Source organism: Haloarcula sp. 1CSR25-25 (assembly GCF_032027985.1).
Taxonomy (GTDB): Archaea; Halobacteriota; Halobacteria; order Halobacteriales; family Haloarculaceae; genus Haloarcula.
This window is the reverse complement of the sequence record NZ_JAHYBW010000002.1, coordinates 743,055-755,204: the sequence shown is the minus strand read 5'-3', so window position 1 is coordinate 755,204 and position 12,150 is coordinate 743,055. Positions and strand designations below refer to the sequence as shown.

General features: G+C 66.2%; 13 protein-coding genes. 11 read left to right on the top strand and 2 right to left on the bottom strand.

Going from position 1 to position 12,150, the window contains the following annotated elements; all coding sequences use genetic code 11:
• Window positions 1–31 precede the first annotated feature (31 nt).
• The 3 genes from KZ498_RS09050 to KZ498_RS09040 are packed head-to-tail and all read left to right on the top strand — an operon-like array spanning window position 32 to window position 4,007.
• Window positions 32–934: an ABC transporter ATP-binding protein gene (locus KZ498_RS09050; RefSeq protein WP_312618361.1), complete on the top strand. Its 903-nt coding sequence runs from the start codon at window positions 32–34 to the stop codon at window positions 932–934.
• A complete protein-coding gene (locus tag KZ498_RS09045) occupies window positions 935–2,926 on the top strand; it encodes a PrsW family intramembrane metalloprotease (RefSeq protein ID WP_312618360.1) in 1,992 nt (663 codons plus the stop codon). It begins immediately after the preceding gene.
• A complete protein-coding gene (locus KZ498_RS09040; RefSeq protein WP_312618359.1) occupies window positions 2,919–4,007 on the top strand; it encodes an ABC transporter permease in 1,089 nt (362 codons plus the stop codon). Before KZ498_RS09045 ends, KZ498_RS09040 begins: the two co-directional genes overlap by 8 nt.
• Before the next feature lie 12 nt (window positions 4,008–4,019).
• Here the strand turns inward: KZ498_RS09040 and KZ498_RS09035 are convergent, their stop codons facing one another.
• Window positions 4,020–4,433 (bottom strand): ribbon-helix-helix protein, CopG family, encoded by a 414-nt coding sequence (locus tag KZ498_RS09035; protein ID WP_312618358.1) that lies wholly within the window; start codon window positions 4,431–4,433, stop codon window positions 4,020–4,022.
• A 104-nt stretch (window positions 4,434–4,537) separates the two neighbouring features.
• Here KZ498_RS09035 and KZ498_RS09030 point away from each other — a divergent pair, with 104 nt between their 5' ends.
• The 3 genes from KZ498_RS09030 to KZ498_RS09020 all read left to right on the top strand — a co-directional run bounded on the left by KZ498_RS09030 (window position 4,538) and on the right by KZ498_RS09020 (window position 6,864).
• Window positions 4,538–5,464 (top strand): hypothetical protein, encoded by a 927-nt coding sequence (locus KZ498_RS09030; protein WP_312618357.1) that lies wholly within the window; start codon window positions 4,538–4,540, stop codon window positions 5,462–5,464.
• A 71-nt stretch (window positions 5,465–5,535) separates the two neighbouring features.
• Window positions 5,536–6,513 carry an aldo/keto reductase gene (locus tag KZ498_RS09025; RefSeq protein ID WP_312618356.1) on the top strand — a complete coding sequence of 326 codons (978 nt, stop codon included), beginning with the start codon at window positions 5,536–5,538 and terminating at the stop codon, window positions 6,511–6,513.
• A gap of 57 nt (window positions 6,514–6,570) precedes the next feature.
• A complete protein-coding gene (locus tag KZ498_RS09020; protein ID WP_312618355.1) occupies window positions 6,571–6,864 on the top strand; it encodes a hypothetical protein in 294 nt (97 codons plus the stop codon).
• A gap of 7 nt (window positions 6,865–6,871) precedes the next feature.
• Here KZ498_RS09020 and KZ498_RS09015 read toward each other — a convergent pair whose 3' ends face one another.
• Window positions 6,872–7,372 (bottom strand): macro domain-containing protein, encoded by a 501-nt coding sequence (locus tag KZ498_RS09015; protein WP_312618354.1) that lies wholly within the window; start codon window positions 7,370–7,372, stop codon window positions 6,872–6,874.
• Window positions 7,373–7,488: 116 nt separating this feature from the next.
• Here KZ498_RS09015 and KZ498_RS09010 point away from each other — a divergent pair, with 116 nt between their 5' ends.
• The 5 genes from KZ498_RS09010 to KZ498_RS08990 all read left to right on the top strand — a co-directional run bounded on the left by KZ498_RS09010 (window position 7,489) and on the right by KZ498_RS08990 (window position 11,844).
• A complete protein-coding gene (locus KZ498_RS09010) occupies window positions 7,489–8,193 on the top strand; it encodes a DUF2071 domain-containing protein (protein WP_312618353.1) in 705 nt (234 codons plus the stop codon).
• A 21-nt stretch (window positions 8,194–8,214) separates the two neighbouring features.
• Complete coding sequence (locus KZ498_RS09005; RefSeq protein ID WP_312618352.1) at window positions 8,215–8,889, top strand: DUF2071 domain-containing protein; 675 nt, start codon at window positions 8,215–8,217, stop codon at window positions 8,887–8,889.
• Window positions 8,890–8,970: 81 nt separating this feature from the next.
• Complete coding sequence (locus KZ498_RS09000; RefSeq protein WP_312618351.1) at window positions 8,971–10,356, top strand: response regulator; 1,386 nt, start codon at window positions 8,971–8,973, stop codon at window positions 10,354–10,356.
• Window positions 10,357–10,392: 36 nt separating this feature from the next.
• Window positions 10,393–11,187: an HAD-IIA family hydrolase gene (locus tag KZ498_RS08995; protein WP_312618350.1), complete on the top strand. Its 795-nt coding sequence runs from the start codon at window positions 10,393–10,395 to the stop codon at window positions 11,185–11,187.
• Between the two features lie 66 nt (window positions 11,188–11,253).
• Window positions 11,254–11,844, top strand: coding sequence for a DJ-1/PfpI family protein (locus KZ498_RS08990; protein ID WP_312618349.1), 591 nt, complete (start codon window positions 11,254–11,256; stop codon window positions 11,842–11,844).
• The last annotated feature ends 306 nt before the right edge of the window (window positions 11,845–12,150 follow it).

The window sequence follows — 12,150 nt, the reverse complement described above, 5'->3', positions numbered from 1 at the left end:
ATAGGTTAGTTCACTCACAACCACTCGCAAGATGATCGACGCCCGGGATATTCGGAAGGAGTACGGCGGTTTCGTCGCTGTACAGGGCAGTTCGTTTTCGGTCGACCGCGGCGAAGTGTTCGGTATCATCGGGCCGAACGGGGCCGGCAAGACGACGACGCTGAAGATGCTCGCGGGCCTGCTGGAGCCGACGAGCGGCTCGGCCGAGATAGCGGGACTCGACACCGAAACCGCCGAGATGCGCCAGCAACTGGGCTTTCTCCCCGAGGAGTCGCCGCTGTACGAGGAGATGACGCCGATCTCCTACCTGCAGTTCTTCGCCGACCTCTACGACGTGGACCCGGACGTGGCCGAGGAGCGCATGCACGACACGCTGGACGAGCTGGAACTGGAACACCGGGACCGGAAGCTCGGCGACATGTCCAAGGGGATGAAACGGAAGGTCGCCATCGCGCGGTCGCTCATCAACGACCCGGACGTACTCATCTACGACGAGCCGGCCTCGGGACTTGACCCGCTGACGACGAACTACGTCATCGAGTTCACAGAGCAGCTGGCAAAGGAGGGCAAGACCATCGTCTTCTCGGCGCACAACCTCTTTCACGTCGAATCGATCTGTGACCGGGTCGTCATCATGAACGAGGGCGAAATCGTCGCCCGCGGCGACCTCGAAGAACTCCAGGCCGAGTATGGCCACACGCGGTATCACGTCTACACCACCGTCGACGTGCCCGACGCAGCACAGGAGAACGGGTCCTACAGGCGAGTCGTCGAGAGTATGGACGCCGTGGAAGCGACGCGCGAACAGGCGGCGGCAAACGGCGGAGAAGTGGTCGATATACGGACAGAGGAGTCGAGCCTGGAGGAGGTGTTCCTCAACGTCTCCGAGGCCGGCACCCGCGGCACGCGGTACGTAGAGGAGGACGCGGAGTAGATGCAACCGGACAAGCTCCTGCGGGTCGCCAAGTGGGAGGTGACGAAAAACGCCGGCGGCGTCGACAAGCGGACCGTCGTCGTGATGGCACTGGCACTCGTGGCGATGGGCGCGGTGGCCGCAATCGCCGTCAGCGGCGGCACCGGTGCGGGCATGGACGACGGTATCTACCGTATCGGCGTCGACGAGTCCAGCCCGTACCACGGCGTCGCGGCCGACGACCGGACCTTCGACATCCGAGAGCCCGACCCCGCCGCCGTCGAGCGCCGCCAGCAGGAACTCCTGTATCGGGGCATCCGACTGCAGAACGAGCCACGGACGGCCAAGGAGCGGGCAGCGCTCACCGAACTCCGCGACAGCACAGCGCAGTACAACGACCGCACCCTCGCCCGTGACGACAACCAGACCGCCGCGTTCCCGGTCTCTGTGACGCTCGTCTACGAGCAGCAGTCGGGGAGCAGTCGGCTCGACCCCCGAAGCGGGGACAGCAGTGACGAATCGGACACGTCGGACAGCGGCACCAGCGCCTCGGATATGGGAGAACAGAGTACTTCGAGCGGCGGCGGTTCGGACGAAAGCAGTGACGAGACGAGCGACGCCAGCAGCGAGGGCGGTGCCGGGAGCGGCGATAGCTCGGCGACGAGCGACGGTGGTGAGGGGGGCGTCGGCGATAGCGGTGACAGTGCAGGCGGCGAGGAGCGCATCGGCAGCAGTGACGGGGCCACAAGCAGCAGCGGAGCGAATCTCGGCGCTGTCGGCGCGCGCCTGACCGGTGACGTACAGGGCGGCACCCCCTCGGACATCTCGCCGCCGTTCCCCTTCGAATCCCTCGTGCTCGCCTTCCTCTACATCGTGCCGATGAACTTCGTCATCCAGGCCTACGGCTCGTCGATGCTCTCGGAACGGCTGAACCGCCGCGGGGAACTCCTGCTGGTGACGCCCGCCTCCCGGGGGGACATCATCGGCGGGAAGACACTCCCGTACTTCCTGGGTGCCGTCGGCGTGGCGGCGCTCATCACCGCGGCGCTACGGGTCGGGAATATCGCGCCGGCGGGGAGCCTCGTCGCGGTGCTGGCGGTGGTTCCGCTCGTCGTCCTCTTCCTCTCGGCGACGTTCTGCGGGGCGATGTTCGCCCGCTCGTTCAAGGAACTCACCTTCGTGACGGTGACGATAACGGTGACGCTGACCTCCTACGCGTTCGTGCCGGCTATCTTCACCGACGTGACGCCGATCGCGCTCATCTCGCCGCTGACGCTGGTCGTCCTCGATCTTACCGGCCAGTCGGTCGGGCTCTCGTCGTTTGTCTTCTCGGCGACACCGCCGCTTTTGACCGGGCTGGTGCTGTTCGGTCTGGGGGCCGGTCTGTACCGGGAAGAGGACATGTTCACCCAGCGGCCCATCCCGCTGAAGGTGCTCGACGCGCTGGCCGGGGGCATCAGGACCCGCCGGAGCGCGCTGAAGATGAGCGTCGTCCTGTTGCCGCTGGTCATCGTCGCCGAACTGGCGGCCGTCGCGTTCCTGTTCGTCCTCGACTCGGTGTCGCTGAACGTCTTCGGGACGAACCAGTCGCTGGGCATCGTGCTGGTGCTTGTGGTCATCGTCGTCATCGAGGAACTGGCCAAGAGCCTGCACGTCTACGCCGGCTACGAACACGCCCGCTACGAGCGGACGCTCCGGTCGGCGCTCGGGGTCGGCGCGCTCTCTGGACTCGGCTTTTTCATCGGCGAAAAGGGCCTGCTCATCGCCAGGCTGTCAGACCTTGAGAGCCTGCCTATCGGCGAGGCGGCGCTCCAGGGCGCGACCCTGCCGGCCGGTCTGCCGCTGTGGGTCGCGGGACTGTTGTTCCTGCTCCCGCTGGCGCTGCACACGGTGACGGCGGCCATCTCGTCGGTGGGCGCGAGCCGCGGACGCCGGGCCTACCTCGGTGGCCTGGGGCTGGCTATCGTCGTCCACTTCGCCTACAACTTCGCGGTGGTGAGTACCCTTGTCTGAGGACCGCCCGGTCTGGCGCGACCCGCGGGTCGTCGTCGCCCGGCGGGACATCCGGTCGCTGTCCCGCGAGAAGACTATCGTGCTGGCGCTGCTCATCCAGCTGTTCGTCGCGGGCTTTTCGTCGTTTCTCGTCGTCGGTCTCACGTCGCTGTACGACCCCGGGTCGGTCGCGGCCGGCGAGGTGGAGATGGCCGTCACCGGCGAGGCCCGCGACGAACTGGTGGCCGCGGCCGCCGAACAGGACGGGACCAGCGTCACCGTCTTCGAGAGCGAGGCCGCCGCACGGCAGGCGTTCGACCAGCGGCGAGTGGACGCGATACTGCACGGCGAGTACGTCCCGTCGACGCGCGGGCCGGGGGAGCAGGTACAGGTCACCGCCATCGCTCCCGAGGGGAGCATCCGGTCGACGCTCATCGTCGTCGAGGTGCGCCGGGTCCTGAGCGCGCTGGAGCGCCAGGAGCGACTGGACCGGACACCGTATCTCGACCGGCCGCCCGTGCCACTGCCGGACACGGTCAGCGCGAGCCAGTACTTCGGGTTCACCTACACCATCCTCATCCCTCTGCTGCTGTTCCTGCCGCCTTTTATCAGCGGCTCGGTGGCCGTCGACACCGTCACCGAGGAAATCGAGCGCGGCACGATGGAACTACTCCGCGTCGCCCCTGTGTCACTGCTGGATATCATCGACGGGAAGGCGCTGGGAATGGTGTTGCTCGCTCCCGCGCAGGCGCTGCTGTGGCTCGCGCTGCTGTCCACGAACGGCATCGCCGTCTCGAACCCGGCGGCAATTGTGCTGTTCATCACCGCAGTCACCGTCGTCGTCGTGACCCTCGGCGTCGTCCTGGGCATCACGCTTCAGAACCGTCGCCCGGCGCAGTTACTGTTCTCCGTGGTCACGCTCGTGCTGTTCGGCGGGGCCGTGCTACTCCCGGAGCACCCGGCGACCACCGTGGCGAAGTTAGCCGTCGACAGCCCGACGCTGCTGACCTACGGGCACGTCGGCGGGGCGGTCGTGCTGGCGGGTGCCGGCTACGCCGCGGCCAGGCTGTACATCGGTCGGGTCGCGGCGGAGTCGCTGTAGGCCCCGCAGGCGTTACTCGCGGCAGTGCGGTTCGGTCGCGTCGTCGCGGATGACCATCACCTTCACCCGGCGGACGGCGTCGAAATCACGCAGTCGATAGGTGAGCGCCCGGACTCGCTGGGCCGGGCCGCGACAGAACAGCGATTCGAGACACCACTCGCCCTGGTGGGTGTGGCTCGTGTTGAGTATCACGTCCTGAAACGTGTGCTGGACGCCGTGGAGTTCCCGAATCACGTCGGTGTGGCGGTAGTCGAACCCGACCAGCGCGACCACGTCGCCGTCTATCGCCTCCAGCCGCGAGTGGCGCTCGACGTACTCCTCCATCGCCTCCCTGACCGCTCGTGAGCGGTTCTCCAGGCCCTGCTCGCGCCAGACGTGGTCGAACTCCGAAAGGAGGCTCTCGGGAATATTGACACTCGTTCGCATGTGTGTATAGCTGTCGGCGGTCCACAAAGCTCTCCGTATTACGGACCCGCCGAGTGCGTAGTAACAACCCTTAGGCCGGGCCCCGTCGTCGATTCCGCACAGCGATGGGATACAGCGAAGCGTTCGGTCTGTTCCTCGGGGCAATCGCTCTCGGCGCGGTCCACGGCCTCGAGCCGGGCCACGGCTGGCCGGTCGCGGCGTCCTACGCCCTCGACCAGTCGAACGCGTGGCTCTCCGGGTTCGCGGCGAGCCTGCTGCTCGGCGTCGGCCACCTCCTCAGCAGCATCGCGATGGTGTTCGCGTTCTTCTACGCGAAGGCCTACTTCGACCTCACACAGGCCAACGAGCCGCTGGAACTCGTTGCCGGTGTCCACATCGGCGGGCCGGTGAGCGTCGTGGCCGGCGTCTTACTCGTACTGCTGGGCGTCCGTGAGTATCGGCACGGACGCGACCACGGGCATGGCGAAACGGAGGACGGCGGACACGGGCATGGCGAAACGGAGGACGGCGGACACGGGCATGGCGAAACGGAGGACGACGGACACGGGCATGGCGAAACGGAGGACGGCGGACACGGGCACGGAGCGACAGACGGCCACGACCACGTACATTCCGACTCGCAGACCCACCACGCTACAGAGCATTCGCACCACAACGACAGCGACGGACGCTGGTCGCGCCTGCGCGACCGACTCCCGCTCGTCGGCGGCCACTCACACGCCCACGACAGTCTCGACGACGCCGCCGACCGCGGGCTGTTCGGCATCGCGTGGGCCGCCTTCCTGCTGGGCTTCGCCCACGAGGAGGAGTTCGAGATCATCGCGCTCTGTGCCGGCTCGCCGTACTGTCTCGAACTGATGAGCGCCTACGCGGTCACGGTCGTCGTCGCGCTCGTCGGCCTGACGATGGCGCTCGTCGCCGGCTACCAGCACCACGAGGCCGCCGTCGAACGGTATACGCCCTACCTCCCGCTGGCCTCCGCCGCCGTGCTCGTCACGATGGGTCTCGGGTTCGTGGCTGGCGTGCTCTGAGAGTTCCATGTCCGACCGCGCCGTGGCCGCTCGCCCCACCTTTTTTGCGCAGCGCGCCCGCGACTCGGGGCATGGAGTACACGACACTCGGGTCGACTGGCGTGGAGGTCAGCCGGCTCTGTCTGGGCTGTATGAGCTTCGGAACCTCGGAGTGGCGCGACTGGGTGCTCGACGAAGAGGAGAGCCGCGAGGTCATCGAGCGGGCCATCGACCTCGGCATCAACTTCTTCGATACGGCAAACATGTACTCGATGGGCGAGTCCGAGCGTGTCCTCGGAACCGTTCTCGACGACTACGACCGCGACGGACAGGTCGTGGCGACGAAGGGCTACTTCCAGATGGACGCGGACAACCCCAACTCAGGGGGGCTCTCGCGGAAGGCCATCGAACAGGAACTGTCGAACTCGCTGTCCCGCCTGGGGATGGACGCCGTCGACCTCTACCAGATTCACCGCTGGGACTACGACACGCCCATCGAGGGGACGCTCCGGGCGCTGGACGACGCGGTCAGGCGGGGACAGGCGCGTTACGTCGGCGCGTCGTCGATGTGGGCCCACCAGTTCGCCGACGCCCTGCGGACGAGCGAGCGCGAGGGCCTGGAGCGGTTCGAGACGATGCAGAACCACTACAACCTGCTGTACCGCGAGGAGGAACGCGAGATGCTCCCGCTGTGTGAGAAAGAGGACGTCGGCGTCATCCCGTGGAGTCCGCTGGCCCGGGGCTATCTCACTCGCCCGCACGAGCAGGTCGAGGAGACGGTCCGTGGAGAGACGGACGACCACGCCCGCGAGCACCCCTACTACGAGGGGAACGGCCGCGAGGTCAACGAGCGCGTACAGGAACTGGCCGAGGAGTACGACGCCTCCATGGCACAGATCGCGCTGGCCTGGGTGCTCGACAAGGAGTGGGTCGACGCACCGATCATCGGAACGAGTAGCCTCGACCACCTCGAAGAAGCGGTCGCGGCGCTGGAGATCGACCTCTCGGAGAGCGACGTGGAGTGGCTGGAAGACCCTTACGAGCCAGTGCGGGTGTCAGGCCACGAGTGAGCCGCCGAAACGATTAATGCGCTGTGTGGTCAAGCCCTAGGTTGAGGAAAGGTAACAATGACCAATGCTCGGGGGCCGAGCAGCGAGACATTCGAGGAGACGGCAGGCAGTGACGCCTGCGTCTGTTCGGTCGGTAACGCGACAGAACACTACGTGACCGGGATGCTGGGGCTCGTCGCGACGCTCGTCGTCGGCATACAGGCCTATCCGTGGTTGCAGTCCGTCGCCGGGACCACACCGTATCTCGCCTCGACGTGGCTGGTGTTTAGTTTCGCCGCGATATGGCTCGTCTGCTGGATCGTACTGGAAGTCGCCTGGGAGTGGCGAGCCGGGCGCGTACACCTGCTGTGACGGGCAATCAGTCGCGAACGTCGGCCGCGATTCGTTGCAGTTTCCTGAAGTCGTCGTCGGAGTAGGCGATGAGTCGCACGTCCGTCAGGGAGTCGGGCTCGTACTCGTCGATGACAGTGCAGATGATTCGGACACCCTCCTCGAAGTCGAACCCGGCGATTCCACAGCCGATGGCCGGGAGAACGAGCGACTCGCAGTTCAGCGCGTCCGCTTCCGCCAGCGTGTTCCGGGTCGCGCTCTGGATGCTCTCGGCGTTGGACTGACCGCCCGGCGGCATCGCCGCGGCGTGGATGACGTACTCGGCGTCAAGGTCGTAGGCGTCGGTGGTCGCGACACCACCCAGGTCGACCGGTCCCTTCGCGACGGCCTCGTCGTTCAGGCCCGACCCGGCCGCGCGTTTGAGCGCCCCGGCGACGCCTGAACCCATCCGCAGGCTCGTGTTCGCCGCGTTGACCAGTGCGTCCGCCGACTGTGCAGCGATATCGCCCTGGATTACCTCGAACTCCATACGCGGTGCTGGGGGTGGAACGGTGAAAGTTCTAGTGCCGAAGCGGCCGCGTGTGCTGGTGACGTGTCACCGCGTCCCACGACAGGCAAAAACCGGCTTGGCCCCTACAATCAGACATGGACCTGCTGACGATGACGTGGCGGGACGTGGGGTTCATGCACTGGCCGGTCGACCCCGACACCGTCCAGACGACGCTGCCGGACGGGCTCGCTGTCGACACGTACGACGGGCAGGCGTGGCTCAGTGTGGTCCCGTTTCGCATGGCAGACATCAGACCGCGAGGCAGTCCGGTCGGGCGGTCCTTCGGCGAACTGAACCTCCGGACCTACGTGGTCGCCGACGGGACGCCGGGGGTGTACTTCTACAACCTCGACGCCGACGACCGGCTCAGTGTCACGCTGGCCCGGCGGCTGTTCCAGTTAGCCTACTACCGGGCATCGATGCAGGTCCGGACCGACGGCGATAGCGTGGAGTTCCGGAGTCGCCGGACCAGTTCGCGCGCACCGCCGGCGGATTTCCACGCCACCTACGAGCCGACTGCGCCGCCGTCGACACCCGAGCCGGGTTCGCTGGAGTCGTTCCTGGTAGAGCGGTACCGCTTCTACGCCGCGAGCGACGACGGGACGGTGTATTACGCCGACATCAGCCACGAGCCGTGGCCGCTCCAGGCGGGGCGGGCCGACATCCGGACGAACGGGCTGTTCGCCGCGTCGGGGTTCGATAGCCCCGACGGCGATCCGCTCGTCCACTACTGCGCCGAGATTCCGGTGACAGCAGGCCGACTCCACCGGCTCGACGGGGTCGCCCAGTACACTGATTAGCGTGTCGGCCCCAGTGAGGGTGTGGTCGCCCTCCGTCCGCTACAGGTCACGCTCGAGGACGTCTGCTTCTGTCACTGGCCGGCCGCCAAGACAGCAGTGCAGGCGGCCGTCCCCGACTGGCTGGCCGTCGAGACGGCCGACGGGGACGCCTGGGTGTCAACTGTCGCGGCGACCGTCGACCGCGTCGAGACCTTCGGTATCGAGATTGCCGGGCCGTCTGAGTTGCTCACAGTTCGGACCTACGTCCGCGGGCCGACCGGCCAGCGCGGGGTCTGCGTGTTAGCGCTGTTCGGTGACGACAGGCGGACAGCGACAGCGGTCTCGGAGCTGTTTCGCATCACGGTCGGGGACGCTACCCCGCGGACGCTCCCGACGTCTGACCGTCGCCGGGTCCTCGACGCCGGCGACCGACGGCTGTTCGAGTGCCGGTACACGGCTGGGGGTGACCCGGTGGCTATCCCGCCGGACTCGCTGGCCTCGTTCCTCGTCGACCGGCAGCGATACTTCACGACTGGGCGCTTCGGGACGCACCTGGTCGGCAGCGTCGGGCACGACCCGTGGCGGCTCGACCGCGTCGACGCCACCGTGACCGGCTCAGTATTACCGTTCGTTGATATATCGGCGCCCGAGTCGGACCCACTGGTCCATCACAGCCCCGGTATCGGAGTATCGATTGCTCCGCCGGTGCCGCGATAGCGGGGTCCAGCGGTCGAACTGACTCCCTTGAAATATAAATACGGACAGACCGTTGAGGCGACAAGGCCCCCCGCCGGAAACATGACATCTGAAAACAATATACGGACGCTTGTCGTGGACGATAGCGGTTTTTTCGCGGAGATGACCGCTGATACGCTCACGCAACAACACGGCATCGAGTCGGTTGCTGCAACCAGTGCGACGGAAGCGCTGGACCGACTCGACGGGGGCGGGTTCGACTGCATCGTCAGCGACTACGAGATGCCCGAGATGGACGGGCTAGAACTGCTCGGGGAGATCAGAGAGACGAACCCGTCGGTCCCGTTCATCCTGCTGACCGGCCGGGGGGACGAAGAGACGGCGAATGCGGCTATTGCGGCGGGTGTCGCCGACTACCTCCTGAAGCTCGAAGTCGTCGAAGACAAACAGTACGGTCGGCTGGCCAACCGAATCGAGAACGTCGTCTCACAGGAGCGGACCCGCAAGAAGTTCGAGTCGCTCGTGGCGGACTCGCCGGACGGTATCGTCCACCTGACGACTGGCGGGACCATCCTCTCTGTGAATCCCTCGATGGCGAGCAGACTGGGTGACGACCCCGACGCGCTCGTCGGTCGGAAGCTGGCCGCGGTGATGGACAGCGAGGCAGCCAATCAGCGTCTCGAAGCCGGGAAGAGCGCCGTCGAAAACGGCGCTGCGACACGGTCAGAGGACGCCGTCGGGGGGCGACATTACCACAACCAGTACATCCCCGTCGACAGCCACCGCAAGGCGGAGACGTTCCAGTTGGTCTCACGGGACATCACCGAGCGCGTCGAACGCCAGCGCCAACTGGAGCGCCAGAACGAGCGGTTAGAAGAGTTCGCAAGCGTCGTTAGTCACGACCTCCGGAACCCGCTGAACGTCGCCCAGGGCGCGGTCGACCTGCTTTCGGAACCCGCCGACAGCGAAGCGGCCGAACTGGTCGCGAAAATCGACCGGTCGCTGGACCGGATGGGCTGTATCATCGAGGACGTGCTCGCGCTGGCTCGAGAGGGCCGGACTGTCAGTGACCCCCAGGAGACCGAGCTATCGACGCTGGCGTCGACCGCCTGGACCTGGATCGAGGCGGAACAGTCGTCCATGTCGGTCGAGTCGAGCGCGGAACTCGCGGCCGACAGCGGGCGCGCCCAGGACCTGCTGGCGAACCTGTTCCGGAACGCAATCGAACACAACGACGGCGAGGTCGAAATCGAGGTGGGGCTGCTCGAGTCACGCGACGGCTTCTACATCGCCGACAACGGCACCGGCGTCGACGGCGACGCCGACGACGTGTTCGAGATGGGGTACTCCTCGACGGCGGACGGAACCGGGTTCGGCCTGGCTATCGTCGAACAGGTCGCCGAGGCCCACGGCTGGTCGGTGGCGCTGACCGACAGCGACAGCGGCGGGGCGCGCTTCGAAGTGAGAGACGTCGAACTGCACGACTGAGACGGACTTTTCACTGCCGGGGCCCGAGTGGTGGTAATGACAGCTGCGGGGGCCATCATCGACCTGGACGGAACGGTCTACCACGGAGACACGCTCGTGCCGGGCGCGGCGTCAGCAATCGACGTGGTAAGAGAGCGGGGACTGGAGCTCTGTTTCTTCTCGAACAACCCAATCCACGACGGCGGCGAGTACGTCGACCGGTTGCGCGGGATGGGCGTCGACGCCCGCGAGGGTGAGGCCTGTTCCTCCGGCGTCGTCACCCGCGAGTACCTCGACGGGACCCACGGGGGCGAGGACGTGTTCCTCATCGGAAGCGACCAGCTCCGCAGGCTGGTCGAGCGGACAGGCGCGCAGCTGACCGAGGACCCCGCAGAGACGGACGTGCTACTGGCCTCCTGGACCGACGGCTTTCACTACCGCGACATGGTCGACGCGCTCCGGGCCATCGGTGACGACACCGTGTTCCTCGGGACCGACCCGGACCGGACGTTTCCCAACGAGGACGGCGACCCGGTCCCCGGTTCCGGGGCCATAATAAACGCCGTCTCCGGGGTCATCGAACGGGACCCGGACCGGATACTCGGCAAACCCTCCGAGATCGCCGTCCAGGCGGCGCTGGAACGACTGGGCTGTGCCCCGGCGGATTGTCTAGTCGTCGGCGACCGGCTGGAGACGGACATCGCGATGGGCGAGCGAAACGGCATGACGACCGTTCTCGTCCGGACCGGCGTGTCCAACGAGCGGGCACTGGAACGAAGCGCCGTGACGCCCGACTACGTCATCGACTCGCTGGCGGATATCGAGCAGGTGCTGGCGTCGCTCGACGCGTGACACGGCGCTGGTAATTCACCTGCGACTTTATTTCGACGGCGGCCCTAGCGTCTCCTGGTGTTTCCAATGGGTAAAGACATCCTCATGATTGTCGGCGATTTCGGCGAAGACTACGAGATAATGGTGCCGTTCCAGACGCTACAGACGGTCGGCCACGACGTCGACGCGGTGTGTCCCGACAGGGAAGCCGAACAGACGGTCAAGACAGCGATACACGACTTCCGTGGCGACCAGACCTACATGGAGTCCCGGGGCCACGACTTCGTTTTGAACGCGACGATGGCCGACGTGAGCCCGAGCGACTACGACGCGCTCGTCGTCCCCGGCGGTCGCGCCCCCGAGTATCTCCGGACCTACGACGCGGTGCTCGACGCAGTTAGGCACTTCTTCGAGGAGGACAAACCCGTCGCGGCGCTGTGTCACGGCCCGCAGATACTCGCCGCCGCCGGCGTGCTTGACGGCTACGAGATGACCTCCTATCCGGCCTGTCGCGCCGAGTGTGAGGCCGCTGGCTGCTCGTGGGTCGACGAGGTGGTCACCGACGGCAACCTGGTCACCGGACAGGCATGGCCCGACCACCCCGAGTGGCTCGCGCAGTTCATGGACCTGCTCGGCGACGAAGTGTCCCACGGCGACCCGATTCCGGCCGACGACTGAGCCAGGCAGGATTGTGGGATTCATAACAAACAAATAACGTGGGCGTTTCTCTCCGTTGAGGCGGGTGGGAACTGGCATAGTGCACCACTACCTTCGCCCGTCTCGTTTTCGACTGGCACGCTACGTGACAGATACCAGTTACTGGCTGTGACAAGCGACGACTGGTACTGTCGGCTGTACATCTGTGACGAGCGGCGACTGATACCGTCTGTGACTGAGTTCGCCACCCTGGGTGGCGAATATCTCCCCATAGAGACACAAACAGCATGAGCACGTCTCACGGTGGCACCAGATTTGTTACGCTGG